A 24668-nucleotide genomic window follows, 5' to 3' on the forward strand; every position below is an offset into this window, starting at 1 on the left:
CAGCGCGAGCGGGGATCTTTATCCGCCCGAATTCATCACATCCGCGCCGTGGGGCACCGCCGCGTCGTCCGGGTCCGTCAGCCATCCCTCCGGCAGCATGACCTTGGCCGGGGAGCCTTGGCGGCCACGGGCGCCGTCGGCGTCGTCCGGCAGGGCGTCAGAATCAGCCCACGGAGCCAAGATATCGCGCAAGTCCTGGAGGGAATTTACTTGGCTCAAGCTGGCGCGGACCTTGCCTCCCACAGGGTAGCCGCGCATGTACCAACCAATGTGTTTGCGGATATCGCGGCTGGCGTAGCGTTCCCCATCAAAATCTGCCAGCAGCTCCGCGTGGCGGACAATTATCCGTGTGACCTCACCTAACGTGGGTGGGGCGGGGATTTCCTTGCCGCGCAATTGGGCGGAGAGCTCCGCAAAAAGCCACGGCCGGCCCAAACAGCCGCGGCCTACCTGCACGCCGTCGCAGCCGGTTTGGGTCATCATGCGGTGGGCGTCGTCAGCGGCGAAGATATCACCGTTGCCTAGGACAGGGACGGTGTCGCCCAGGTGGTCTTTGAGCCGGGCGATTTCGTCCCAGCGGGCGTCGCCCGAGTACCGCTGTTCAGCGGTGCGGGCGTGCAACGTTACTGCCGATGCCCCCATATCTACCGCGATTTTCCCCGCCTCCAGGTGGGTGTGATGAGCGTCATCTATCCCGACGCGCATTTTGACGGTGACCGGGACGCCGCTGCCGGCGGCGGCGGTGACGGCGGCATCGACAATCTGGCCAAAAAGTTTGCGTTTATAGGGCAAGGCGGAGCCGCCGCCCCGGCGGGTAACCTTGGGCACCGGGCAGCCAAAATTCATATCCACGTGGTCTGCCAAGTCCTCTTCGACTATCATTTTTACTGCTTCGAAGGTGTACTTTGGGTTGACCGTGTAAAGCTGGAGTGACCGGGGGTTTTCCTCCGGCGCAAAGGTGGTCATGTGGAGCGTTTTTTCATTGCGCTCCACCAGGGCGCGGGCAGTGACCATCTCGCAGACGTAGAGGCCGGCCACCGTGCCGGTGCGTTGTTGCTCCAGCTCGCGGCACAGCATGCGGAAAGCCACGTTGGTAACCCCCGCCATGGGGGCCAGGATGACAGGGGAGGCCAGCTCTAGTTTTCCGATGCGCAAGTTCACTCCACGCATTTTCCACGTGAGCAGCCGTTTAGGCAAATCTTTGAACGGGTAGCCCGTGTAACAAAAATTCGCTATTGTGGGCTGGGTAACGCAATTTTTTAAACGACAATCAGGAGGAATTGCTGTGACCGAACGTATCGGTTTTTACCAAGACCTAGTTGTTTCCGCAGAGGAAGCAGCTAAGCACGTCAATCATGGTGACCGCGTGGGCATCTCCGGTTTCACCGGCGCTGGCTACCCCAAGGCACTGCCCGCCGCCATCGCGGAAAAGGCCAAAGCCGCCCATGAAAAGGGTGAGGAATTCAAGATCGACCTGTTCTCAGGCGCATCCACCGCACCTGACTGTGACGGTGTGCTGGCAGAAGCTGAGGCCATCCGCTTCCGTACCCCGTACAACTCGGACCCAGTACTGCGTGGTCAGTTCAACGACGGCACTGCTCTCTACCAGGACCTTCACCTGTCCCATTCCGGCCAGCAGGTAGAAGAGGGCTTCTATGGTGATTTCCAGGTAGCCATCATTGAGGTTGTTCGCATCACCGAAGACGGCAACATCATCCCTTCCTCCGCTGTGGGTAACAACCTGGAGTACATTGACGCCGCTGACAAGATCATTTTGGAAGTCAATGAATGGCAGTCCCTCAACCTGGAGGGGATGCATGACATCTACAAGATCCAGAAGCTGCCTAACCGCCTGCCTATCCCCATCACCCAGTGTGATGACCGAATTGGTACTCCCTACATTGAGTTGCCAAAGGAAAAGGTAGTAGCTGTAGTTAAGACCAACGCCCCGGACCGCAACGCTCCGTTCAAGGAGCCAGATGAGGTCTCGGAGAAGATTGCCGCTAACTTCATCGAGTTCCTGGAAGGTGAAGTTGCCGCTGGCCGCTTGGACTATGACAAGTTCATCATGCAGTCCGGCGTGGGCAACGTCCCCAACGCCGTGATGGCGGGCCTGCTGGACTCCAAGTTTGAAAACATCCAGGCCTACACCGAGGTCATCCAGGACGGCATGCTCAACCTGATTGACGCCGGCAAGATGACCGTGGCCTCGGCCACCTCCTTTGCCCTGTCTCCTGAGTATGCGGACAAGATGAATGAGCAGGCTGACTTCTACAACAAGCACATCATCCTGCGCCCGCAGCAAGTCTCCAACCACCCAGAGGTTATCCGCCGCGTTGGCCTGATTTCCTCCAACGGCATGATTGAGGCTGACATCTACGGCAACATCAACTCCACCAACGTGGGCGGCTCCCGCATCATGAACGGTACTGGTGGCTCCGGTGACTACACCCGTAACGGCTACATCACCACCTTCGTGTCCCCATCCGTTGCTAAGGGCGGCGCCATTTCCGCCATCGTGCCTTTCGTGTCCCACACGGATCACACGGAGCATGACACCATGGTCATCATCACTGAGTACGGTGTGGCTGATCTGCGTGGCCTGGCGCCTTGTGAGCGCGTTGAGCGCATCATTGCTATTGCCCACCCGGACTACCGTCCGCTGCTGGAGGAGTACTATGAGCGCGCACAGCAAAACAAGTTCCTGCACACCCCGCACGACCTGGAGACTGCTTTTGAGTTCCAGATCAACTTTGCCAAGACCGGCGACATGCGCGGCAAGTAAGTGATTTTGGTGAGCGGGCCGGTTTTCCGGCCCGCTTTTTACCAGCTTGAGCCCTGATTTTCGCTGCGCGGGGTAAAGCGGGTAGACTGTTTAACTTGTTGGGCCTTTAGCTCAGTTGGTAGAGCTACGGACTTTTAATCCGCAGGTCCCGGGTTCGAGCCCCGGAGGGCCCACAATCACCCCCTGTTAGAAATTCTTTCTAGCAGGGGGTTTCCTCGGTTGAGGGACAAAATGTGTGTCTAGATCGGCGTGTCGCGTGTTGAGGCACTGTTCTGGGTTTTCCCAGCTTGGATTTTGCCGGGGAGCTGCGGGAATCGGCCGTGTGGTCAACCACTGGCAGGTAGGGGGCTACATCGCGGAAATAAGTGCCTTGGTGGGGGCCATTTTCCTATTTGCGTCCGCCGAATGCCCGTGGGGGCGGGTAGATTTGAGAAAAGGCGTATAACCCGAATTAAGGAGAATCCATGCGTTTGACGGAACGGGAAAAAGAAAAGCTGCTCATTGTGGTGGCTGCGGACGTGGCGCGCAGGCGCAAGGCCAGGGGATTGAAGCTCAACCACCCGGAGGCGGTGGCGTTGATTACTGATGAGCTCATGGAGGGTGCACGCGACGGCAAGACGGTGGCGGAGCTGATGAGCTTTGGCACCTCCATCTTAAGCCGGGATGAGGTCATGGAGGGCCTGCCGGAGATGATCCACGACGTCCAAGTAGAAGCCACCTTCCCGGATGGCACCAAGCTAGTTACCGTCCACAACCCTATCCGCTAAGGAGCGCGCATGATTCCCGGAGAGTATTTCATTGCGGACGAAGGTCCGGTGCAGTTGAACGCGGGCCGTGAGTCCATCACCATCGAAGTCACCAATAGGGGCGACCGCCCGGTGCAGGTGGGTTCGCACTTCCATTTCTATGAGGCCAACGCGGAGCTGGAGTTTGACCGTGATGCCGCCTTGGGCAAGCGCCTGGACATTCCGGCGGGCACGGCAGTGCGCCTGGAGCCGGGGGATTCCCGCACGGTTAACCTGATCGATTATCAAGGCCGGCGTGAGGTGCACGGCTTCAACAGTAAGGTCAATGGCCCGGTGGACGCCGTGGTTGAGGCAGCAGAGGAGAATAAGTAGATGTCTTTTGAAATTAACCGGCGTGAATACGCTGAGCTGCACGGCCCCACCACGGGGGACGGGATTCGTCTGGCGGACACGGACTTAATCGCGCGCATTGAGCACCACGCGTCCCCGTATGGGGAAGAGGTGTCCTTTGGCGGGGGCAAGGTCATCCGTGACGGCATGGGGCACAACAGTCGCACCACGGGTGCTGACACCATCCCGGACCTGCTGATTACCAACGCCACCATCATTGACTACACCGGGATCTACAAGGCGGATATCGCGGTCAAGGACGGCAAAATCTTAAAGATTGGCAACGCGGGCAACCCTGATATCCAGGATGACGTGGATATTGTGGTGGGCGTGGGCACGGAGGTCATTGGCGGGGAGGGCAAGATTGTCACCGCCGGGGCGGTGGACACCCACATCCACTTCATCTCCCCGGGGCAGGTGGAGGCGGCACTGGATAACGGCACCACCACCTTGATTGGCGGGGGAACCGGGCCGGTGGACTCCACTAACGCCACTACGGTGACCGCGGGTGGGGAAAACATCCGGCGGATGATTCAGGCCTCCCGGGACTTCGCCGTCAACGTGGGATTTTTTGGCAAGGGCCACGCTTCAGATGCCAACCCGCTGCGCGAGCAAATCAAAGCCGGTGCCATCGGCCTGAAAATCCATGAGGACTGGGGCGCTACTGCTAACTCCATTGACGTTGCCCTTGAGGTAGCCGATGAGATGGACGTGCAGGTAGCCATCCACACCGACACGCTTAATGAGGGCGGGTTTGCGGATAACACCATAGCCGCCATCGGTGACCGCGTTATCCATACCTTCCACACGGAGGGCGCGGGCGGCGGGCACGCCCCGGACATCATCAAGGTGGCGGGACTGCCCAACGTGTTGCCGGCTTCGACCAACCCCACACTGCCGTTCACGGTTAACACCATGGATGAGCATCTGGACATGATCATGGTCTGCCACCACCTCAACCCGGATTTGCCGGAGGACGTGGCCTTTGCGGACTCCCGTATCCGCAAGGAAACCATTGCCGCTGAGGACGTGCTCCATGACCTGGGCGTGCTATCCATTACCTCCTCGGACTCCCAGGCCATGGGCCGGGTAGGGGAGGTAGTGCTACGCACCTGGCAAGTAGCGCACCGGATGAAGGTGCAGCGCGGGCCCTTGGAAGGCGACACCGAGGGCAATGACAATGAGCGGATTAAGCGTTACGTGGCCAAGTACACCATCAACCCGGCAATCGCCTCCGGTATCTCCCACGCGGTGGGCTCGGTGGAGGAAGGAAAGCTCGCGGACCTGGTTATCTGGGATCCGGCCTTCTTTGGAGTGAAGCCATCCCTGGTGCTCAAGAGCGGCTATGTGGTGCGCTCAGTGATGGGGGACTCCAACGGCTCCATTCCTACCCCGCAGCCGCGCACCATGCGCTACTCCTACGGGGCGCTGGGGCACGCGGCGGGGCAGAACTCGGTGACCTTCTTGCCTTCCGCCGCTTTTGAGTCAGACACCCCGGAGAAGCTGGGGATTAAGCGGAAGTTCGTGGTGGCCAAGAACATGCGTAACATCTCCAAAGCGGACATGAAGCACAATGACGCCACTCCAAAAATTGAGGTGGACCCGGAGACCTATGTGCTTACCGTGGACGGGGAGCAGATCACCTCCGAGCCCGCCACTGAGCTGCCCATGGCGCAGCGCTATTTCCTATTCTAGAAAAGAGAGTGTTCATGCTTATTACTGAAATCACCGGCAACGTTGCGGACGGAGTCCCTGACGGCAAGCCGGTGGAATACCTTCGTTTCAACGATGAAACCCGGCTCAAGCGCGTGCAGCGCGTAACTTCCCAGGCGGGGCAGGAATACGCCCTGCGCCTGGGGAATGAGGTGCGCGAAATCCGCGACGGGGATATCTTTGCCGGGCCCGCAGACCGCCTGCTGGTGGCGGCGGTGGAGCCCACCGACGTGTTGGTCATTGAACCCGCCAGCATTGAGCAAGCCCTTGAGGTAGCCCACACGCTGGGCAACCGCCACCTGCAGGCGCAGTTCTTCGGCCGCGTCAATCAGTTTGGTGCGCAGGTCATGGTGGTGCGCTACGACCACACGGTGGAGCACTACCTGGACCACGTGGGCGTGAAGTACTACCGCGGGGATTACGTCATGCCCAAGGCCTTTAGGCACGCGGAGCACACCCACTAGCATGCACGCCGATATGGTGCTGTGGCACTTGACTGACTCCGCGCTGCCCACGGGCGGTTTTGCGCACTCGGCAGGCCTGGAGACTTACGTGGCCGACGGCCGCGTCACTACGGCGCAGCAGTTTCAGGACTGGCTGGGCGGCTACCTGCGCCAGGCCAGCTTTAACGAGGCCCTGGCGGTTAAGTTAGCCCACCGCTGCCACGCCCGCGGGGACAGGGAGGGCCTCCTGGCCCTGGACCGGCTGGCTCACGCCTGCCAGAGTCCCAAGCAGGTCCGGGCGTCCATGAACTCCATGGGCAAGCGCTGGGCCAAGGTCGCGGCCATCGTCGCTCCCGATGCCCCCCTGGTGGCCTACTACGCAGCCCAGGTTGCGGCGCGCCGGGCGAAAGGAAACCCGGGGATTGCTGCGGGGCTGGTCATGGGGGCATCGGAAGTAGAGTGCTCGCGGGCGGTGGCCGGCTACCTGATGCAGATGGCCAATTCGATGACGCAAAACGCCATCCGTGCCATCCCGCTGGGTCAAGACGCCGGGCAGCGAGCGCTGGTAGCCTCCTACGGAGTCATCGTGGAGGCCACAGAGTTGACAATGAACCATACTGAACAAGACTTAGGGGTAGTCTCACCCCAACTAGAAATCGCGCAAATGGCACACGAACAGCTGTATTCGCGCATGTTTATGTCGTAGCCGGCTAGAACTGTCTAGACGGCTAGAGCTGGCTATGAAGAAAGAGGAGAGAAGAAATGGGAGCAATTAAAGTAGGAATCGGCGGGCCGGTAGGCTCCGGCAAAACCGCCTTGGTGGAGCGGATTACCCGCGCGTTGGACGGGGAGGTGTCCATGGCCGCTATCACCAATGACATCTACACCACCGAGGACGCCAAGATCTTGGCGCGCGACGGGCTGCTGCCGGAAGACCGGATCATCGGCGTAGAAACCGGCGGCTGCCCGCACACCGCTATCCGCGAGGACACCTCCATGAACGACGACGCCTTCGAAGAACTGGTTTCGCGCCACCCGGACCTGGAGCTGGTGTTCGTGGAATCTGGCGGGGATAACCTCTCCGCCACGTTCAGCCCAGAGCTGGTGGATTTTTCCATCTACATCATTGACGTCGCGCAGGGGGAGAAGATTCCCCGCAAGGCCGGCCAAGGCATGATTAAATCTGACCTGTTTGTCATCAACAAGACGGACCTGGCCCCGCACGTGGGTGCCAACCTGGACGTCATGGCGGCGGATTCCCGGAAATTCCGGGGGGACAAACCTTTTGTGTTTACCAACCTGAAGACCGACGAAGGCCTGGATAAGGTGCTGGCGTGGATCCGCCACGACGTCCTCATGCAGGATCTTGCCCGCTAGTGTTTACCATCACCCCGCCCTACACCGGGGAACTGGAGCTGGGCATAGCGCTTAGCGGCGGCCGGTCGGTAGCCACCCGGCAGTACCACACCCGCGCGCTGAAGGTCATCCGCCCGCACTACCTTGATGACTCCGGGCAGGTGTACTACATCGTGGTCAACCCCGGCGGGGGATATGTGGGCGGGGATAGCTACCGGATTGACGTTGACGTTGCTGAAGGTGCCTCCGTGTTGCTGACAGACCAGTCAGCGGCCAAGGTTTACCGCACCCCGGGAAACCACGTCACCCAACGGGTGGACTTTGCGGTGCGTGGGGTCTTGGAGTACCTGCCGGACCCGCTGATTCTGTACCGCGACGCGGATTTCCGCCAACACGTCTCCGCGTCCGTGGCGCGGGGTGGCTCCCTTTTTATAGCGGACATCATCACGCCCGGCTGGGCGCCGGACGGCACCCTTTTTGGCTATAGACAGGCGCGCCTGCGCACGGAGGTTACCTACGCCGGCCAGCTGGCGGTGGTAGACAACCTGCTCCTGACCCCCGGAGACCGGGATTTTTACTTAGGGGACTACACCCATTGCGGCACCGCGATCTGCGTTGACGCGGGCGTGGATGAGGACCTGCTAGCTGAGATCCGCGCGCTGCTGGACGGTAATCCCGCAGCGGTGAGTGCTGCGGACTGCCCCGGCTTTGTCCTGCGCGCCCTGGGCAACCGCAGCGAGGACGTCTACGGACTCATCCTGGACGTGGCCTCCCTGGTCCGCGCGCGACTCCGTGGCCAGGGGCCGGTGCGGCTGCGCCAGTACTAGCCCGAACACAGGTGCAGCAGCTGGTGCACGCGGGGGTCAGCCAGCTGGTAATGGATCATGCGTCCATCGCGCACGGACTCAACGGTCCCCATTTTCTCCATGGCCCGCAGCGCGGCTGAGGCTGTGGCCACCCTAACGCCCGCTTGCTCTGCTAGGCGCGTGACCGTGGGGGAACCTTCCTGATGAATGGCCATCAACAGGCTAAGCCGCGTGGGACACCCCAGCGTCTTAAAGGTCCTGGCCCACTGGCTCACATCACTGGCTCACATCACTGGCTAACATCAGCGGCCGATATTAGTGGGTATCATGCAGGAACTGCTCAAGTTTCTGCGCCCCTTTGACAGCCATAGGGCTGGGTGGCTCAGCAAAGGTCAGCAGCATAGGCAAGATGGCTTTCTTTTGCACTGCGGTGATGGTCTGCGCACCCGGCAGGGAGGTCACGGATTCCACCACGCGGTCCTCCCCAGAGTTGAGGATGAGGATGACATCGGGATTTTTAGCCACCAACTGTTCCGCGCTGATTTCAAAAACGCGCTCCGCGGTATCCCCAAAGACGTTCTTTAAACCCAGCGAGGTCACTATGGGGTTGGACATGGAGTCCTTGCCGTAGGCGTAGAGCGTTCCGCCCTCAGTACCGGGGTAGAGCACGGCCACGGTGCGCCCAGCCCCGGCGGAGGAGTCAAGGGCCTTCACTTGGGCGGCAACGTCATCTTTGAGTGCCTGCGCGGCTTCCTCGGCTTGGAAAATCTGGGCGTAGAGATCAATTTCGTCATCCACGTGGCTCCAGCTGGCCTCCTTGACTTCCCCGCAAAAACCGGGATCCATGACCACAGGGGTGTCGGTGACAGTGTCTGGGCTGTACGCGTCGCTATAACCAATAACCAGGTCAGGGCGTTCTGCCACAATAGCTTCTTTGGAAATCTGCAGGTGCCCGGTGGCGTCTAAGCGGTCCGACAGCGTCTTGATGCTCTCCACCTGGGAGTTGAGCTCCGGGCTGAAGTATTCTTCCGGATAAAAACCGGCCTTGGCTACCACCTTATCCAGCACTCCCAGCTCAGAGAGGGTCAGTACAGGAGAGACGTCCTGGAGGACCACGCGCTCCGGGGCGCGTTCAAAATCAAAGGTGTGGCCGCAGTTGTCTACGGAATAGGCGCTGGGGGCCTCTGGGCTGGTGCCACAGGCAGTGAGCAGTAACGCTCCTAGGAGGGCGAGTTTTTTCATTCGGGTTTCCTTTCGAAGTGAAGGTGGTGGGAGGATCGTTGTACCCGCACCTGGTAAATAGGTTCCAGGACTGCGGGGACTAGCACCTGGTCCGGGGGTCCGGAAGCCACCAGCTTGCCGTGGTTGAGAAGGTGGACGTGCGCGCAGTATTGCAATGCCAGGTTTAAGTCGTGGACCACCACCGCGGTGGCGTCTTTCCGTTTCCGGAGGAGTTCAAAAAGCTCCAGCTGGTAGTAAATGTCCAGGTGGTTGGTGGGTTCATCTAGCAGTAGGTAGGGGGCGTCTTGGGCCAGCGCGCGGGCAATCATGGCACGTTGGCGCTCACCCCCGGAGAGCTCGGGTAGCAAGGTGGTGGCCCGGTCTTTGAGCCCCACTTTTTCCAAGCTCGCGGCAATGGCGGCTTCGCTGCGGCGGGTTCGCGCTAGCCCTACTAGCTCCGCGACGGTCATGGCTGGTGGCTCTATGGCTTCCTGGCTTAGTACTGCCATGAGCTGAGATATTTGCCGTGGGCGCATTTTTTGCAGTGGCGTGCCGTCTACCATCACGGTACCGGCGGAGGGCTTGAGTGCGCCGAACATGCAGCGCAGTAGGGTGGTTTTGCCCGAGCCGTTGGGGCCCACTAGGCCTGTGACACCCTTTTCCGGGATGGTCAAGGAGATGTTTTGCAAGATGGGCCCGTAGCTTAGTCCGGTGACTTCTATCATGACGCGCCCGCCATGTTGCGCACCAGCAGCAGTAGGAACGGTGCCCCCACCAGTGCGGTGAGGATCCCGATGGGGATTTCCTGGGGTGCCAGTAAAAAGCGGGCACCTATGTCTGCGGCCACTAGTAGCACCGCGCCCAGGAGCGCGCAGATGGGCAACAAGTGGCGGTGTGTGCCGCCTACCAGCCGGCGGGCGGCGTGGGGGACTATCAGGCCCACGAAGCCTATCGATCCGGCCATGGACACCGCGGCTGCCACTAGGAGGCAGACCATGAGCACCAGGAGCAGCCGGGTGCGGTCCGGGTTGAGCCCCATTGTCCGGGCGGGGTCATCACCAATGGAGAGAATGTCTATGTGTTTGCCCATTGCCCAGAAGGCCGCGGAAATCACCGTGACGGTTAGGCAGGTAAGTGCGAGCGCGATATTCCAGTCCCCGAGGGCCAAAGAGCCCAGGAGCCAGAACATGACTGAGCGCGCGCCTTCGGCGGAGTCGGAGGCAAAAATGAGGAAGGAGGTCACGGCAGCTAGCGCGTAACCCACAGCAATTCCTGCCATCAGCAGCCTGGTGGAGGTCAAGCGGCCGGCGCTGTAGGCTACCGCGAACATCAAGCCCGCGGCCGCGCATGCACCAATAAACGCCGATGCCTGGAGTGCAAAGGCCCCAAATCCCGCACCCACCCCAAACAGGATGGCTAGGGCGGCGCCGGTGCTGGCGCCGGAGTTGATGCCCAGCACGTAGGGGTCCGCCAAGATGTTGCGCACTACGGCTTGCAAAATAGCGCCGGATACCGACAAGCTCGCGCCGATGAAGACCCCCAGGACAAGGCGTGGGGTGCGGATATCCCACACGATGGCGTCCGCCGTGATGAGGTGGTGGGGAAGGGCGGAGTGAAACACGTGGTGGCTTAAGACGCGAAAGACATCTGGCACGCTCAGTGGGGTGGGGCCCACGATAAGGCCCAAGGAAAAGAGGGCAGCAAGCACGGCTATCAGTACATAAGCCGTGAGGAAGGTACGACGCCTCGCCGCCGCAAACCCCAACGGGTCTGAAGTTTTCAACACACGGGAAAGTATAAGTCATTCAAGTGAATGTTTGAATATCGGTGCGTATGGCCCGCCCGTTGATAAGCCCGGCGGCTAACCGATAACAAAAACCGGAGATAGCGAAAACCGGACGCGTCAGAACCGGACGCGCCAAAGCCGGAGATAACGAAAACCGGCGGGGTTCCTGCTCGAAGAAGTAGTTAAAGTTGGCCGGCAGCCCTCCCGGAAAAGCACAGTTCAGGGACCACTTTCGGGGCTGTTGGGTGAAGCGATTTGGTGGTGTGGGGATATCTCAAGTATATTTCTTAGAGGTCGAGCAAAGCGAACGCGTAAAGCGCCAGCTGAGCATATGGCACGCCCCCATCGTCTAGCGGCCTAGGACACTGCCCTTTCACGGCAGCGGCACGGGTTCGAATCCCGTTGGGGGTACAAAGTCAGAAATGGCTTTACCTAAATAAATATTGGCCCTGTGGCGCAGTTGGTTAGCGCGCCGCCCTGTCACGGCGGAGGTCGCGGGTTCAAGTCCCGTCAGGGTCGCATTTCCATAATCCCAAGCAATCACCTTTTCGGTGGTGCTTGGGATTTTTGGTTTTCCCGTGCGTGGGGCGGCGCTGGCCAGGGCTGGCGGACGAGTTGTTAAGGGGTTAAGGGTTAAGAGGCAAAAGCGTGTCTGTCTTGGCGCGGTGTCAGTCCTAACCCCAGTCCTAGCCCTAGCCCTAACACCAGCCCCGTCCCCCAGCGATAGCCCCAACCCTGGCGGTCATTCCCGGACATCAAGACTGTGCTTTTCCGAATCTGGGGCTTAGGGTGTTCGCTGTAGGCGCGAAATGGTGCGCTGAGGTGGTGATTTGTGCCTTTTTCCCGCACCTGTGTAAAGTAATATCCCGTGCCAATGAGCACACTGAAAAATAAATACTGGCCCTGTGGCGCAGTTGGTTAGCGCGCCGCCCTGTCACGGCGGAGGTCGCGGGTTCAAGTCCCGTCAGGGTCGCAAGATTGTCTTTGCGGCAATCTTTGGCCAGATAGCTCAGTCGGTAGAGCACACGCCTGAAAAGTGTGGGGTCGCCAGTTCAATCCTGGCTCTGGCCACAATATGAAGCCCTCTCCTTGGAGAGGGCTTCAGTTGTTTTCTGCCATAATGGCGGGCATGGATATTCAGGTAGTTCATGACAAAGCCAATTCTCGCTACGTTCTTTCCGCGCAGGGCAAGGAAGCCGGGTTTGCCCAGTACTCTGATAGAACCGGGGTTCGTGACTTCTTCCACACTGAGGTCTATCCGCAGTTTCAGGGGCAGGGGTTGTCCAAGCCGTTGATACGGGAAGCGTTAGATAGCTCCCGCCAGGCGGGGCTGCGCGTTAGGCCATCGTGTTCGGCGGTGGAGTACTTCATTGAGCAGAATCCCCGCTATGGGGACTTGCGGGTCTAGCGCAGCCGCAGTGCCCGCACGGGGAGAGTAAGTAGGGCCCGCGTTCCTAGTCCCGCTGCGGGGGCTTTCACACGGCCCTGGGGCTCGCAAAAGGGGTGTGGTGGCCTCTACGGGTACGGGGGACCTAAATGAAGTAGTCCGGGTCAACCAGCTTGACTCGGTGTTCTGGGTCGCGGGGTAGGTTCTTTGCCGGTATGCCAACGGCCACATGGTTGGCTGGTACGGGCTTGGTCACTACTGCGTTTGCGCCTATGGCGGAATCTTTGCCAATGGTGATGGGGCCTAGGACTTTAGCACCGGCACCTATCACTACGCCGTCTTCGATTGTGGGGTGGCGTTTGGTCTGGGTAAGGACTTGTCCGCCTAATGTGACCCCGTGGTAGAGCATCACGCCGTCACCGATTTCGGTGGTTTCACCAATGACTATTCCCATTCCGTGGTCAATGAAGAAACGCCGGCCGATTGTGGCACCCGGGTGTATCTCAACTCCGGTGAGGAAACGCGTGGCTTGGGCTAATATACGCGCCGGTCCTTTCCACCCCCGTTGCCAGAGCTGATGAGCAACACGGTGTGCCCAGATGGCGTGAAGGCCGGAGTAGACCACGGCGTTTTCTACGTCACCGCGGGCGGCGGGGTCGTGTTCACGGGCGTTGGCTAGATCCTCGCGGATCATCTTGAGGATGTTCATGGTTATTTATCCTAACGGGGTTTGCACGGGAACGGATATGAAAAAGCACCCGCCGGTGTGGCGGGCGCCTGAGAGAGGGTGTGGAGTTAGCTCTCGCGGATATCTTCAAAAAGGACGGTGGAGACGTAGCGTTCACCGAAGTCGCAGCCAACGGTGACAATGGTTTTGCCTTCCATTTCTGGCTGTTGCGCTAGGCGCAGGGCTGCGGCGACGTTGGCGCCGGAGGAGATTCCTACCAGTAGGCCTTCTTCGGTGGCCAGTTTGCGGGCGGTGGCAATGGCTTCTTCGCCGGTGACGGTGTAGACGTCGTTGAGCAGGCTGCGGTCCAGGACCTCGGGGATGAAGTTTGCGCCCATACCCTGGATCTTGTGTGGACCGGCCTTGCCTTCTGTAAGCAGCGGGGATTCGGCTGGCTCAACCGCAATCAGGGTCAGGTCGGGGTTTTTCTCTTTGAGGTAGCCGCCGGCACCGGTGACGGTGCCGCCGGTACCTACGCCTGCCACGAGCGCGTCCACTGAGCCGGCGGTGTCCTCCCAGATTTCCGGGCCGGTGGTGGAGTAGTGCATGGCGGAGTTGGCCTCGTTGGAGAATTGACGTGCTAGCACGGCGTTGTCCGTGCCGCTGACAATCTCATTGGCTTTGTCCACCGCGCCCTGCATGCCGGCCGCCCCCGGAGTCAAGATTAGCTCCGCTCCGTAGGCACGGAGCAGGACTTTGCGCTCATTGGACATTGTCTCCGGCATGGTGAGGATGACTTTGTAGCCGCGCGCGGCACCTACTAGTGCCAGTGCAATTCCGGTGTTTCCGGAGGTGGCCTCCACGATGGTGCCGCCGGGAGCCAGCTCACCGGATTTTTCTGCGGCGTCCACAATGGCCTTGCCCACGCGGTCTTTAACGGAGTTGGCTGGGTTGAAGGATTCTAGTTTGACCAGCACGGTTGCCTTGGAGTCACCGGTCAACCGGTTGAGTCGGACTAGGGGAGTCCCGCCAATGGTGTCCAGGATGGAGTCGTATATTTTTGCCATGTCACAAGCCTTTCTTAGTGGGAATTATTTTTTACGGTCGCCATCATACACGACCAAACCAGACAAATCAGTATGGGAAAACTAGACAGGATTTCTTAAGGATTTGACAACAAATATTGTGAAAGTGCGGGGGTGTGGTTTAGAATTACCCCCACAAGCCAGATGACAATCGGGCAAATGTCCGGAAATTGGTTAAGTAATAGGGCACCAATTCGGGTGCCCCCGAAGACGGAGAGAAACTTTTGGACTCGCCTCGAATTAAAGATGATGACGAAGCCGTCCGTGCTGCGCTTTCTTCCCTGAAGAACGCTACTGGCATTCCGGTTACCATGTACGCCACGTTGTTGGCTGACAACCGCCTGCATATTACGCACTGGATCGGCCTGCGCACGCCGGCCCTGCAAAACCTGATCATCGATCCGGGCGCTGGCGTTGGCGGCCGCGTGGTGGCCACCCGCCGTGCCGTGGGGGTCACGGACTACACCCGCGCCACCACCATCACTCACGAAAATGACAGCGCTATTCAAGATGAGGGCCTGCATTCCATCGTGGCAGTCCCCGTCATAGTCCAGCGGGAAATCCGGGGCGTGTTCTACGTGGGCGTGCATTCCCCGGTTCGCTTGGGTGACAAAGTGATTGAAGAAGTCACCATGACCGCCCGTTCCTTGGAACAGGATCTGGCAGTCAACTCCGTTATGCGGCGCATGGATGGTTCCAAGGGCATGGCTGCCCGCGGAAACGTGATGAACGGCGCGGAGTGGGAACAGATCCGCTCCACCCACTCTAAGCTGCGTATGTTGGCCAACCGGGTGGATGATGAAGACCTGCGCAAAGAGCTGGAAACGTTGTGTGACCAGATGGTTTCTCCGGTACGCGTGAAGCAGTCCACTAAGCTGTCCGCACGCGAACTAGATGTCTTGTCTTGTGTGGCTTTGGGACACACCAATGTGGAGGCGGCGGAGGAAATGGGTATCGGCGCGGAAACCGTGAAATCCTACTTGCGTTCGGTTATGCGCAAGCTTGGCGCGCACACTCGCTACGAAGCCGTCAACGCTGCCCGCAGGATTGGCGCTTTGCCGTAAACTAGTCCGTGTGAAAGATATCTTTATTGTTTCTGGTGGTGCTCGCCTGCACGGCACCGTGAAGGTTGCTGGTGCTAAAAACAGCGTGCTGAAGCTCATGGCTGCGGCGCTGCTGGCGGAGGGCACCTCCGTCTTGACTAATTGTCCTGAAATCCTTGACGTCCCCTTAATGAAGAAGGTTCTGGAAGGTCTGGGCTGCACGGTCACTATTGACGGTGACCGTGTGGAGATTGACACCCCGGCGCAGATTTCTTCCGATGCAGACTTTGACGCGGTCCGCCAATTCCGCGCCTCCGTGTGCGTCCTGGGGCCTTTGACCGCGCGCTGCGGCCGCGCCAAGGTCGCACTGCCTGGCGGGGACGCCATTGGGTCCCGCCCCTTGGATATGCACCAATCCGGCTTGGAACGTTTGGGGGCCACCACCCACATTGAGCACGGGGCGGTAGTTGCGCAAGCAGACCGCCTGGTGGGGTCCCACATCAAGCTCGATTTTCCTTCCGTGGGTGCTACGGAAAACATTCTTACCGCCGCTGTGTTGGCGGAGGGCACCACTTTCTTGGACAACGCGGCGCGCGAGCCGGAGATTGTGGACTTGTGTGAGATGTTGACGTCCATGGGGGCAAAGATTTCTGGCGCTGGAACTTCTTCTCTCACTATTGAGGGTGTGAAAAAGCTCAGCCCCGCCACGCACGAGGTAGTGGGGGATAGGATTGTAGCCGGCACGTGGGCTTACGCCGCCGCCATGACCAGCGGGGATATCACGGTAACGGGTATCGCACCACGGCATCTGCATTTGCCCTTGGAAAAGCTGAAGTCTGCGGGTGCGGAGATTGAGACTTACGAAAACGGGTTCCGTGTGCGCATGGAAGGCCGGCCGGCGGCAGTCGATTACCAAACCCTGCCTTTCCCGGGTTTTCCCACGGATTTGCAGCCCATGGCCATTGGGTTGTCCGCTATTGCGGACGGCACCACCATGATCACGGAAAACGTTTTCGAGTCCCGTTTCCGTTTTGTTGATGAAATGTTGCGTTTGGGCGCTGACGCGCAGGTGGACGGCCACCATGTAGTCATTCGGGGAATTGAACAGTTGTCTTCCACTCATGTGTGGTCTTCGGACATCCGTGCTGGTGCCGGCTTGGTCCTTGCGGCCCTATGTGCTGATGAAGTCACTACTGTCCACGACGTATTCCATATCGACCGCGGTTACCCGCGTTTCGTGGAAAACCTCAGTGCGCTGGGCGCCACCATTGAGCGCTCGCAGGAAGAGACTATCTACTAGCTCCCTATCTTTTGTCTCCGCGAATGCCAGTGGAGGCACCGCCGGTGGGATGTGACCGTCTCCTAGTTTTGACTGGTGGGTCCCAGCACCCAGCACCCAGCACCCAGCACCCAGCACCCAGCACCCAGCACTCAACACTCAGCACTCAGCAATCAACACAGTGCGGAAAATAGTTGCAACTTCCACCAGTGTGAAACCGCAGGGGCGTGATGTTGCTGGTTAGTACCACGGCTGCCCGCCAGTTTGGGCTGCTAAACCAGAAATAAAATCCCCTGGCCTGTGACCGCAGCTGCGGTCACAAGCCAAGGGACTTCATGGTGGTAAAGCTGGTTGCTGTTACTCAATTTGTTCCAGCTGCTTTCCGGCAGTCTCTTTTGCTTGCATGTAGATGAACCCACCCACAAAGAGTAGGACTGCGAAAATCATGAACGGCAGGAACACAACCTCGGGCGTGGGCTTGCCGCCGCCGATCATCGCGCCAACTAGGTAGGGGCCAAAGATCTTTGCGGAGGCACCGATACCGTAGCCCAGGCCAACACCGGTGGAACGGGCCTCGTTCGGGAACTGCTCAGCACCGAAGGCGTTGAGGATTCCGAATGCACCGTCACCGAAGGCCATGGCAATGAGGATACCGATGAAAAAGACAATTCCGGCGGCGTGGAAGGAGTCCTCACCAAAGGAGGTGGCAATCTTGGTGGAGAAGGCGGCAATCAAGCAGCCCACACCGCCCAGGCCACCCCAGATGAGCATGGTCTTGCGGCGCCCAATGTGGTCTGAAATCCACGCCGAACCCAGGCGGCCAAGCAGGTCAGCGAGGGAGACAGCCATGAACATGTAGGCCACGGCGTTGGTGTCAAACTTGAAGCTTTCGCCCAAGATCGTCTGGCCCCAGGACTGCACGGTGAATGCACCCAGGATGAAGCAGAAGGAGCCGGCGGAAACAATGAGCAGTTCCTTCGGGTACTTCGAGAAGATGATGCCGTAGGAAGTGGACTTGGTGTTTTTCTCGAAAACGGGCAGGGAACCTACCTGGTCTTCGGGCATCTTCAGTGCCCACGCGTAGGCCTTCTTGGCTTCGTTGATTTTGCCGCGGGAGGCAAGGAACCGTGGTGATTCAGGAACGGTGGCGGCCCACGCAATCAAGAGGATGGGCAGGCATCCCAGGGCGATGAGGCCCTTCCAGCCAAACGGCTCGCCCAGGAACTTGGTAGCCAAGCTGCCTAGGAAGATACCTAGTGGAATGAATACTGAGGTAAGTCCGGAGAGCAAGCCGCGCTGTTTGGCGGGCACGAACTCCTGCACGAACGGGATGGAGGTGATGTTCAAACCACCCACACCGATACATACGCCGATACGGTAGAGGGAGAGAAGCTCCCACTGACCGGGCTGAATGGTCAGCGTGACGGCGGTGAATACCACCAGCACGATGATACAGCCGATGAATGAATTACGGCGGCCGAAGCGGTCAGCTAACCTGCCCCAGATGACAGCGCCAAGAACTGTACCCACGCCGGACGCTGCGCCGATCATACCGATTTCCCAGCCGGTGAGGTCCCAGCCCGGGGTCTTCATGAGCAGGTGGATGACAAAGCCGATCAGGAACAGATCGAAGAACTCGGAAATATTTCCAACCACAGTAAGCCCGATGAGGGACTTCTGATTGCTGGTCAGGGGACGTGAGTCCACCTGCTGCATAGCGGTAGTAGTAGTGTTCATCATTGAACCCTTCTTTGTGCGCTCCGGGCATCTACCGTGATGCCCAGATACGACTAACGAATAATGTCAGATGTTATAGGGATTTGCAGCTCACTCGGGGATATGCGGGTGAGATCTCCGTGGTGGGTAAGCGCGTATTTAGATACCCGCTGCCCGTAACAGACTCCAGCGCGAACGTCGCCGTCCAGGTATCCGTGGATCGTTCCGGCAACGAACGAATCTCCGGCGCCGGGGCGGTCTACGATTGGCACAGCCTCAACTTCGTAGGATTCATCGCCTTGTTCATCTGAGAGGTAGACGCCGCGGGTACCGTTTGTGGAGACAACAGTTGGAACTTCGTACTTTTCCCGCACAGCACGGCAAACATCAACGCCCTCACCTTCGGGCATATCGAAGACGATTTTGGAATCGGCATGGGATACGAACAGTAGATCGGACATCTTCGCGATTGGCTCGAGGGTTTCCCGTGCCTGCTCAGGCGACCACAGGAGGGACCGGTAGTTAACATCGAGGGCAATGCTGATGCCGCGCTCGTGGGCCTGGTCGCAGAAATAGCGAACAACCTTCGCCGTGTTCTCCGTCAGGGCGGCAGTAATACCGGTGACAAAGATGAGCTTGGTATCTAACATGGACTCCCAGTTGATCTCGTCGACTTTAAGATCTCGGAACGGGGTATGCAAACGGTCGTAGACTACCTTCGATGGCATTGGGCTTTTCCCTGGTTCCATGAAGTATAGGGCTACGCGGCCTTCCTCGGCGCGGAGCATGTTGGACATGTCCACACCTACCGAACGGAATTCCTGCATGATGCGGCGGCTGAGCTGGCCTTTTGGCAGCTTCGAGCACCACGAGGTTTCCCGGCCCAGTTCGGACAGCAGTCCGGCAACGTTTGCTTCGGAACATGCTGCTGTCATTCGTAGTTGGTTTGCGGTGACCAGGCGGTCGCCGCTTTGTACGGTAAGGCGTATTTGGCCTTCGCCGATGGTCGTGAGATCAAACATTGGAAACTCCTTGAGATGCGTTGACAGTGCCATAACGGTTGGTGTAGCGGTCGTAGTTGGCTGCGATTTCATCTTCCGGCAAAGAAATGACTTCACCGAGACTCATAGCCACCGCTACCGTGTGCGCAATATCTTCAACCATGACGGCGGCTTGGAGGGCTTTGTTGATTGTGGGTCCAATCGTGAAAACGCCGTGCTGTTTGAGCAGGACCGCGGGGGAATGCCCAATAGTTGAAAGGATTGCTTCCCCGATTTCCTTGCCACCAATGGAGGCGTAGGGGGCACAGGGAACTGGTCCGCCAAACTCGTCAGCGATGGCGGTCAAGCAGCAGGGGATTTCTTTTCCTACTGCAGCAAACGCCGTAGCGTAGCGGGAATGGGTATGGACAATGGAATTGATATCCTCACGGGCCTTATAAACTTCCAGGTGCGAGGCGGTATCTGAGGATGGTCCTAAGTCGCCTTCAATAATTTTGCCGGATAGGTCAACGACGACCATATCTTCAGGCTTCATATCTTCATACAAGCGACCTGATGGTTTGATGACAATGTATCCGGTTTCCTTATCGCGGGCCGAAAGGTTTCCTCCGGTCCAGGCAACTAGTCCGTTACGAGGTAACGCGAGGTTACCTTCACAAACTTCTTCCTTAAGGGCTTCTAGCATTGGTGCTTTCTCCTTCTCGAATAGTGTGAAGCGCTCGTTACGCTTCGTTGAGGACGGTGAACCCGGCTTCTTCGAGCCACTGGGTGAGTTTTAGGCGTGCGGCGACACAGGTTTCCACTGAATCTGGGGCGTCGTCGTTCCACATCTCCAGCATCATCCGTCCACTCCACTTCTGCCGAGCTAGCTCAGCAAAGGCGGCTGGCCAATCAACCGTTCCGGTCCCGAGCGGAATCCGGCGTGGCTGACCCGGTAGTACATCCTTTGCGTGGATAGCCATCATGTGGCCTTCTCCGGCGCGGAGCTCAGCGGTTTCTTCGCCGCCGTGCTCGGAAATATTTCCCAGATCTGGGTAGATCTGCAGCCAGGGGGAACCAATCATGTCAACTAGTTCGCGGGCGGCTGGGATCGAGTTAATGTCATTGCCGTCCACGTTTTCGATCCCTAAGACGATGCCGCGGTGGGCGGCATACTGGGTAGCTTCAGCAAGGAGGTCAATGTAGTGTTTGCGGGCTAGATCGTGTGGATCTTCGTAGTAGTTGTAGTATCCAGCGATCTGGCACAAGCTAATTCCTAGGTCTGCGCATAGGTCGATACCTTTGCGGTATACCTCCCGGGCCTCAGCCCGAATGGCCGGGTCGATAGACCCGGGCATCACGAGGCGGTGCAAGGACAAGCAGATTCCCCCAATTTGCACGCCGTTGCGCATGGCGGCGGCGCGGACTTCTTGGCGCCTTTCGGCCGACCACTCTAGGCGGGCCCTGCGTTCGTCGGTTTCATCGACCGATAGGTCAACGAAGCTGAATCCCCCTTCGTTTACCTGAGCAAAGAAATCATCCCAGTTATCGGTGGAGCGCAGAGCCTTTTCGTAGATCCCTAGACTGATTTGGCAATCCATCAGGGCCACACTCGGTCAAATGCCTGCTGGAATGCGTCCGCGGCGGCGCGCGGGTCATCAGCTTTGAGAATGGAACGGCCGGCGATGACCACGTCCACCGCGCTATCGGCGAAGGTATCGAGCTCCGCTGGCTTGATGCCACCTGTGACGCTGACGGTGAAACCGAGTTCGTGAAGGTCGGAGATCCGTTGCAAATCATCCTTGCCCCACTCCAGGATGCCGGCGGCTTCCTGGTCGCGTGACCGTTTGACAATCACGTGCTCTACGCCCAGCTCGCGCCACTTCTTCGCTTTTTCCAGTGTGTAGTGGTCATCATTGAGCTCAACCTGGACTTCTCCGCCGAACTCGCGGGCAACTTCAACTACTTGTTCAATAGTTGTTAGTGATGCCCCGGCAACGCAGCTCACCCAATCAGCGCCGGCGCTGAAACAGGCCTTGGCAATGATTTGGCCGGCTTCCGCAATGCGGACATCGGCAAGAATTGTCTTTTCTGGGTAGAGTGCGCGGATCTCCTCGACGGCACGTAGGCCTTCATGCAAGATCAAGATTGTGCCGCACTCTATAACGTCCACGGCGTCGATGGCCTTGTTGAGCGGACGCAGTGCCTCAGAGATACTGGCAGTGTCTAGCGCAATTTGGAGCCTGGTCATTTTACTTGTCCTTGCGCATGGTGAAGAAGGTGCGGCCGTTGTTGATGAGCAGATCATCAACGAACTTGGGGTCAAAGCCTTCGTCGATCATTCGGGGGCCGTCGTTAGCTGGGTTGAAGTCAACACCGGTGACGGAGCCGTAAGCTTTTTGGTAGGAGGCCTTGCCGGAGTCGGTGCCCAACAGGATCCGGTCACCGAAGCCCCTCTTGCCCAGCTCGCGCAGTTCCATGATGCGGTTGGAGTCTGGCTGGTACTTGATGCGGTAGGTGCCGTCGATCTCAAGGTAAGCGCCGGTTTCCAGGATCTGCTGGAGGTACCACACGTCCGCGTTGCGCTGGATGTGACCAATAGCAATCTGGTCAGCTGGGACGCCCATCTCGATGAGAAGTTGCGCCTGCTCTAGGCCACAGGTGCCGTAGGTGGTGTGGGTGTTGATGGGGGCTCCGGTTTCGATGGAGGCGTTTGCACAGGCTTCCATACACTTGCGCTCGAAGTCGGTGATGATGCCGTAACTGGTAGCTACCTTGATGCAGCCGGCTTTGACGTCGGTGCGGTCAACAATGGGTCCGGAGTAGTCATTGCGGTCGATGCCTTCTTCAATGTCAGCAATCAGCAGCTCGGTGATCTGGTCCACGGTGTAGCGGCTGACCCAGTGGTCACGAGTCTCCAGGTAAACCTTCTCACGGTGGAAGCCGGTACATGCAATGATGTGAAGATCCTCGACGCGGCGGTTAACCTCGACGAGCTTGTCCATGCCGCGTCCGGAGTTGGCGGGGCACATGTCAACGATGGTGCCCGAATTTGCCCAGTTCTTGGAGGCTTTGACAAATAGCTCTGCCTCGTAGACAGCCTTATCTACGTTGTCGAGTAGGTGGTCAGCGTCGATGTAGACTTCACCGGCGCCGGTACGGATGAGGTGATCGTGGGCATTGACGACGCCGAGTTCTTTTGGATCGATATCGCCGAGGATGGTGCGTGCAAATGACATTGCAAACTCCTTAAATTGTGACCTACGCTAACTTTTGTTAGCTCTGTAACTCAATCTAGTTAGCCCTAGGAGGTCCGTAAAGGAGTTTTGTGAACAGATGTTCACCAAAAATTCATAATGGGAATGATTGTCGCAAAATGCACTGATATTTCTGGGCAAACTTCCAGTTGTGACCCTTTTAACTACAGTAAGATGAACATATGTACAGCACATTAAGGGGTGAAAACAGGCGGCGTATTCGGCTATTGCTCCGGGTTGCGCGGGCCTATTACGAGGAAGGCAAGTCCCAAGCCACGATTGCGCGCGAGATAAAGTACTCCCGCGTTACCGTCTCACGGATGCTGGCGGAGGCCCGCGAGATGGGGATTGTCACCATCACGGTGGCGCACCCCATGGAGCGCCTGGATGATATTGAAGGCCGTTTGTGTGAAAAGCTCGGCTTGGCGGCCGCCGTTGTCTCGGAGAAATCCCAACCAGCGGCCGTTGCCGCCTTGGCTGCAGAGTACATTGAAGAAACCGTCCGCGACGATAGTCTGATTGCGCTATCCAACGGATCGTCCATCGCCCTGGCAGTAGAACACCTCAAGACGCGACGTTTTAGTAATAGCTGTGTTGTGCAGCTTTTGGGCTCGCTCGGTAGTGCTAACCACCTGGAAGACTCTCCGGACCTGTGCCGGAGAATGGCAGACAAGCTGGGGGGAAGTTTCCGGACTATTCCGGTTCCGTTGGTCCTGGGTTCAAGCGCTACGGCTAGATACCTGCGTGCGGATGGGCAAACGGCTGCAGTGTTGGATCTGGCTGCACGCGCGGAAATAGCAATCGTAGGCGTGGGTAGCGTAGTCGTGGGGAGCATGGATGGTGTCCTGGAAGGCTGGGACAGTAAGGATATCGAGGAAGAAATCCGTGAACTCGGTGCGGTCGCGCAGATCTGTAGCCACCATATTGACGCCCACGGCAGGCATTTAACAACGTCACTATGCGAACGCACAATCGCTATGCCTCCGGAAAAACTGCGTGCCATAGACAACGTCATCTTGTTGGCATGGGGCGTGGAAAAGGTCCCGGCCATCCGCGCAGTTATCCGTGGGGGTTATATAAACACGTTAGTGACTGACGAAGTCACGGCGTCCCGCCTATTAGCCACGGCCGAGCCCGCTCCACCAGCCTAAGTACAAGCGGAGCGGTAACCCCGGGGAGACGGTCAGGACTGACAACCAGAACTGACAGCCGGAACTGACAGCCGGAACTGAAAGTGAAACTTATTGCGTAGAATTCCGGGCCGAACGAAAGCAGAAACAGGCCAAAGAAGGGACAATCCCAAGGAGGAACGGATTGGGCAAAAACCCTCCCTTAGCTGTGCATTTAAAGGTGTGCCAAAGGCGAATTTGCAACTTCAGTGGCTATGTCCTAAAGTTATTCGAGTCGCCAGCGAGGTAGCCGGAAGGTTACAGGCTAGTGACAACTTCTAGATTGCGAAATCGAAATTCCTTGAAAATCTTCGGATTTGACAGTGTGATTGAGACGGAGTAACTTAGAAAAAGTCCCTGAGACAGAAAATGTCATTATACATGATGTTTGAAGTTGGGGTACGGACGATGTCTGAGAACTCAATAGTGTACCAATGTACTTATATAACTTATGGTTGTTTGTGACTTTTTGTTGTTGTGTGCTTGGGTTGTGCCGGTGCCGTTATGTGCGGTGTTGGTTGGTGTGTGCCGGGTGGTGCCCTTTTCCATATAGGGGTGTCACTGTAAATAATGAGAAATTATTTGGGCTCATACAAGAATCAATCTTAGTTCATTGCAATTTTTTGGTTGCGGTAACTTTGCTTGCCACTGTTTATCCTCGTCGGATTGGTGGTGAGTGTATTTTTTCTTTATGTAGTAATTTTTGGATAGATATAAGCCAGGCGTATAATGCTTTGCGTTTTTCGTGAGTGTTTGCGTTGGTTTGTTCTTGATTTTGTTAGGTTTGGGCTTTTCACGGCCTTTTCTTCTTTTTCTTAAAAGAGATTTTGTGGAGAGTT

The 24668-nt window shown here is 58.1% G+C and carries 25 protein-coding genes, 5 tRNA genes and 1 pseudogene; 17 read left to right on the forward strand and 14 right to left on the reverse strand.

What is annotated here, in order from left to right; translation table 11 throughout:
• Window positions 1-18 precede the first annotated feature (18 nt).
• Entirely contained in the window at window positions 19-1161 is a 1143-nt protein-coding gene (gene dusB / locus F4V58_RS02065) for a tRNA dihydrouridine synthase DusB (RefSeq protein ID WP_075736400.1), read from the reverse strand.
• Between the two features lie 124 nt (window positions 1162-1285).
• On the opposite strand from dusB, the gene scpC reads away from it, so the two are divergent.
• From scpC to F4V58_RS02110, 9 genes are all read left to right on the forward strand, one after another.
• Window positions 1286-2785, forward strand: a complete 1500-nt coding sequence (gene scpC, locus F4V58_RS02070; RefSeq protein WP_075732946.1) for a succinyl-CoA:acetate CoA-transferase ScpC — start codon at window positions 1286-1288, stop codon at window positions 2783-2785.
• A 100-nt stretch (window positions 2786-2885) separates the two neighbouring features.
• A tRNA-Lys gene (locus F4V58_RS02075) sits at window positions 2886-2958 on the forward strand.
• A gap of 291 nt (window positions 2959-3249) precedes the next feature.
• Entirely contained in the window at window positions 3250-3552 is a 303-nt protein-coding gene (locus tag F4V58_RS02080; RefSeq protein ID WP_075732948.1) for an urease subunit gamma, read from the forward strand.
• Window positions 3553-3561: 9 nt separating this feature from the next.
• Complete coding sequence (locus F4V58_RS02085; RefSeq protein WP_075732950.1) at window positions 3562-3903, forward strand: urease subunit beta; 342 nt, start codon at window positions 3562-3564, stop codon at window positions 3901-3903.
• Window positions 3904-5616, forward strand: coding sequence for an urease subunit alpha (ureC, locus tag F4V58_RS02090; RefSeq protein WP_075732952.1), 1713 nt, complete (start codon window positions 3904-3906; stop codon window positions 5614-5616).
• A 14-nt stretch (window positions 5617-5630) separates the two neighbouring features.
• On the forward strand, window positions 5631-6098 hold the full coding sequence (locus tag F4V58_RS02095) for an urease accessory protein UreE (RefSeq protein ID WP_075732954.1): 468 nt from the start codon (window positions 5631-5633) through the stop codon (window positions 6096-6098).
• A gap of 13 nt (window positions 6099-6111) precedes the next feature.
• Window positions 6112-6783 (forward strand): urease accessory protein UreF, encoded by a 672-nt coding sequence (locus F4V58_RS02100; RefSeq protein WP_075736402.1) that lies wholly within the window; start codon window positions 6112-6114, stop codon window positions 6781-6783.
• Between the two features lie 56 nt (window positions 6784-6839).
• Complete coding sequence (gene ureG, locus F4V58_RS02105) at window positions 6840-7454, forward strand: urease accessory protein UreG (RefSeq protein ID WP_075732956.1); 615 nt, start codon at window positions 6840-6842, stop codon at window positions 7452-7454.
• On the forward strand, window positions 7454-8260 hold the full coding sequence (locus tag F4V58_RS02110; protein ID WP_075732958.1) for an urease accessory protein UreD: 807 nt from the start codon (window positions 7454-7456) through the stop codon (window positions 8258-8260). Before ureG ends, F4V58_RS02110 begins: the two co-directional genes overlap by 1 nt.
• Here the strand turns inward: F4V58_RS02110 and F4V58_RS02115 are convergent.
• From F4V58_RS02115 to F4V58_RS02130, 4 genes are read right to left on the reverse strand one after another with little or no spacing between them, the layout of a single operon-like run.
• Window positions 8257-8514, reverse strand: coding sequence for an ArsR/SmtB family transcription factor (locus tag F4V58_RS02115; RefSeq protein ID WP_075732960.1), 258 nt, complete (start codon window positions 8512-8514; stop codon window positions 8257-8259). The genes F4V58_RS02110 and F4V58_RS02115 overlap by 4 nt on opposite strands.
• A gap of 40 nt (window positions 8515-8554) precedes the next feature.
• Window positions 8555-9481, reverse strand: a complete 927-nt coding sequence (locus F4V58_RS02120; protein WP_075732962.1) for an ABC transporter substrate-binding protein — start codon at window positions 9479-9481, stop codon at window positions 8555-8557.
• Window positions 9478-10185 carry an ABC transporter ATP-binding protein gene (locus tag F4V58_RS02125; RefSeq protein ID WP_075732964.1) on the reverse strand — a complete coding sequence of 236 codons (708 nt, stop codon included), beginning with the start codon at window positions 10183-10185 and terminating at the stop codon, window positions 9478-9480. The genes F4V58_RS02120 and F4V58_RS02125 overlap by 4 nt, the downstream gene beginning before the upstream one ends.
• On the reverse strand, window positions 10182-11246 hold the full coding sequence (locus F4V58_RS02130; RefSeq protein ID WP_150385675.1) for a FecCD family ABC transporter permease: 1065 nt from the start codon (window positions 11244-11246) through the stop codon (window positions 10182-10184). The genes F4V58_RS02125 and F4V58_RS02130 overlap by 4 nt, the downstream gene beginning before the upstream one ends.
• 338 nt (window positions 11247-11584) lie before the next feature.
• Between F4V58_RS02130 and F4V58_RS02135 the strand changes: the two genes are divergently transcribed.
• The 5 genes from F4V58_RS02135 (at window position 11585) to F4V58_RS02155 (ending at window position 12654) form a co-directional block, all read left to right on the forward strand.
• A tRNA-Glu gene (locus tag F4V58_RS02135) sits at window positions 11585-11657 on the forward strand.
• A gap of 34 nt (window positions 11658-11691) precedes the next feature.
• A tRNA-Asp gene (locus F4V58_RS02140) sits at window positions 11692-11765 on the forward strand.
• A 380-nt stretch (window positions 11766-12145) separates the two neighbouring features.
• Window positions 12146-12219: transfer RNA gene (locus tag F4V58_RS02145), tRNA-Asp, on the forward strand.
• A 25-nt stretch (window positions 12220-12244) separates the two neighbouring features.
• Window positions 12245-12317, forward strand: a tRNA-Phe gene (locus F4V58_RS02150).
• Window positions 12318-12375: 58 nt separating this feature from the next.
• A complete protein-coding gene (locus F4V58_RS02155; RefSeq protein ID WP_150385676.1) occupies window positions 12376-12654 on the forward strand; it encodes a GNAT family N-acetyltransferase in 279 nt (92 codons plus the stop codon).
• A gap of 124 nt (window positions 12655-12778) precedes the next feature.
• On the opposite strand, the gene epsC is transcribed toward F4V58_RS02155, so the two are convergent.
• Both epsC and cysK read right to left on the reverse strand, forming a co-directional pair.
• Window positions 12779-13342 (reverse strand): serine O-acetyltransferase EpsC, encoded by a 564-nt coding sequence (gene epsC, locus F4V58_RS02160; RefSeq protein ID WP_075732970.1) that lies wholly within the window; start codon window positions 13340-13342, stop codon window positions 12779-12781.
• A gap of 86 nt (window positions 13343-13428) precedes the next feature.
• A complete protein-coding gene (gene cysK / locus F4V58_RS02165) occupies window positions 13429-14367 on the reverse strand; it encodes a cysteine synthase A (RefSeq protein WP_075732972.1) in 939 nt (312 codons plus the stop codon).
• A gap of 242 nt (window positions 14368-14609) precedes the next feature.
• Here cysK and ramA point away from each other — a divergent pair, with 242 nt between their 5' ends.
• Both ramA and murA read left to right on the forward strand, forming a co-directional pair.
• Entirely contained in the window at window positions 14610-15449 is an 840-nt protein-coding gene (ramA, locus tag F4V58_RS02170) for an acetate metabolism transcriptional regulator RamA (RefSeq protein WP_075732974.1), read from the forward strand.
• Between the two features lie 10 nt (window positions 15450-15459).
• The gene (gene murA / locus F4V58_RS02175) at window positions 15460-16728 is read left to right on the forward strand and encodes a UDP-N-acetylglucosamine 1-carboxyvinyltransferase (RefSeq protein WP_075732976.1); all 1269 of its coding nucleotides are present in this window, start codon (window positions 15460-15462) and stop codon (window positions 16726-16728) included.
• A 336-nt stretch (window positions 16729-17064) separates the two neighbouring features.
• Here murA and F4V58_RS02185 read toward each other — a convergent pair whose 3' ends face one another.
• The 6 genes and pseudogenes from F4V58_RS02185 to F4V58_RS02210 form a co-directional block, all read right to left on the reverse strand.
• Window positions 17065-18447 (reverse strand): MFS transporter, encoded by a 1383-nt coding sequence (locus tag F4V58_RS02185; protein ID WP_211272767.1) that lies wholly within the window; start codon window positions 18445-18447, stop codon window positions 17065-17067.
• A gap of 50 nt (window positions 18448-18497) precedes the next feature.
• Window positions 18498-19445 (reverse strand): sugar kinase, encoded by a 948-nt coding sequence (locus F4V58_RS02190; protein ID WP_075732978.1) that lies wholly within the window; start codon window positions 19443-19445, stop codon window positions 18498-18500.
• Window positions 19438-20112, reverse strand: a pseudogene (locus F4V58_RS02195) (L-ribulose-5-phosphate 4-epimerase); the annotation flags it as partial. The gene F4V58_RS02190 and the pseudogene F4V58_RS02195, both read right to left, overlap by 8 nt.
• 34 nt (window positions 20113-20146) lie before the next feature.
• Window positions 20147-21004 (reverse strand): L-ribulose-5-phosphate 3-epimerase, encoded by an 858-nt coding sequence (locus F4V58_RS02200; RefSeq protein WP_075736406.1) that lies wholly within the window; start codon window positions 21002-21004, stop codon window positions 20147-20149.
• Window positions 21004-21654: a 3-dehydro-L-gulonate-6-phosphate decarboxylase gene (locus F4V58_RS02205; protein ID WP_075732982.1), complete on the reverse strand. Its 651-nt coding sequence runs from the start codon at window positions 21652-21654 to the stop codon at window positions 21004-21006. Before F4V58_RS02205 ends, F4V58_RS02200 begins: the two co-directional genes overlap by 1 nt.
• Before the next feature lies 1 nt (window position 21655).
• Window positions 21656-22642, reverse strand: a complete 987-nt coding sequence (locus F4V58_RS02210; protein WP_075732984.1) for a phosphotriesterase family protein — start codon at window positions 22640-22642, stop codon at window positions 21656-21658.
• 200 nt (window positions 22643-22842) lie between these two features.
• Between F4V58_RS02210 and F4V58_RS02215 the strand changes: the two genes are divergently transcribed.
• Window positions 22843-23811, forward strand: coding sequence for a sugar-binding transcriptional regulator (locus tag F4V58_RS02215; RefSeq protein ID WP_075732986.1), 969 nt, complete (start codon window positions 22843-22845; stop codon window positions 23809-23811).
• Window positions 23812-24417: 606 nt separating this feature from the next.
• On the opposite strand, the gene F4V58_RS12670 is transcribed toward F4V58_RS02215, so the two are convergent.
• The coding region (locus F4V58_RS12670) for a hypothetical protein (protein WP_211362710.1) at window positions 24418-24668 on the reverse strand (251 nt) is incomplete at its 5' end.

The sequence above is a fragment of the Corynebacterium phocae genome (genome assembly GCF_008693075.1).
GTDB classification, from domain to species: Bacteria; Actinomycetota; Actinomycetes; order Mycobacteriales; family Mycobacteriaceae; genus Corynebacterium; species Corynebacterium phocae.

Bases quoted from the DNA above. Each gene is read 5' to 3' on its own strand.
- F4V58_RS02200 (WP_075736406.1), bottom strand. From the start codon at position 21,004: ATGGATTGCCAAATCAGTCTAGGGATCTACGAAAAGGCTCTGCGCTCC.
- F4V58_RS02210 (WP_075732984.1), bottom strand. From the start codon at position 22,642: ATGTCATTTGCACGCACCATCCTCGGCGATATCGATCCAAAAGAACTC.
- F4V58_RS02095 (WP_075732954.1), top strand. From the start codon at position 5,631: ATGCTTATTACTGAAATCACCGGCAACGTTGCGGACGGAGTCCCTGAC.
- F4V58_RS02100 (WP_075736402.1), top strand. From the start codon at position 6,112: ATGGTGCTGTGGCACTTGACTGACTCCGCGCTGCCCACGGGCGGTTTT.
- cysK (WP_075732972.1), bottom strand. From the start codon at position 14,367: ATGGCAAAAATATACGACTCCATCCTGGACACCATTGGCGGGACTCCC.
- F4V58_RS02205 (WP_075732982.1), bottom strand. From the start codon at position 21,654: ATGACCAGGCTCCAAATTGCGCTAGACACTGCCAGTATCTCTGAGGCA.
- F4V58_RS02125 (WP_075732964.1), bottom strand. From the start codon at position 10,185: ATGATAGAAGTCACCGGACTAAGCTACGGGCCCATCTTGCAAAACATC.
- F4V58_RS02080 (WP_075732948.1), top strand. From the start codon at position 3,250: ATGCGTTTGACGGAACGGGAAAAAGAAAAGCTGCTCATTGTGGTGGCT.
- F4V58_RS02185 (WP_211272767.1), bottom strand. From the start codon at position 18,447: ATGATGAACACTACTACTACCGCTATGCAGCAGGTGGACTCACGTCCC.
- F4V58_RS02190 (WP_075732978.1), bottom strand. From the start codon at position 19,445: ATGTTTGATCTCACGACCATCGGCGAAGGCCAAATACGCCTTACCGTA.
- ureC (WP_075732952.1), top strand. From the start codon at position 3,904: ATGTCTTTTGAAATTAACCGGCGTGAATACGCTGAGCTGCACGGCCCC.
- F4V58_RS02215 (WP_075732986.1), top strand. From the start codon at position 22,843: ATGTACAGCACATTAAGGGGTGAAAACAGGCGGCGTATTCGGCTATTG.
- F4V58_RS02085 (WP_075732950.1), top strand. From the start codon at position 3,562: ATGATTCCCGGAGAGTATTTCATTGCGGACGAAGGTCCGGTGCAGTTG.
- F4V58_RS02155 (WP_150385676.1), top strand. From the start codon at position 12,376: ATGGATATTCAGGTAGTTCATGACAAAGCCAATTCTCGCTACGTTCTT.
- F4V58_RS02120 (WP_075732962.1), bottom strand. From the start codon at position 9,481: ATGAAAAAACTCGCCCTCCTAGGAGCGTTACTGCTCACTGCCTGTGGC.
- ureG (WP_075732956.1), top strand. From the start codon at position 6,840: ATGGGAGCAATTAAAGTAGGAATCGGCGGGCCGGTAGGCTCCGGCAAA.
- epsC (WP_075732970.1), bottom strand. From the start codon at position 13,342: ATGAACATCCTCAAGATGATCCGCGAGGATCTAGCCAACGCCCGTGAA.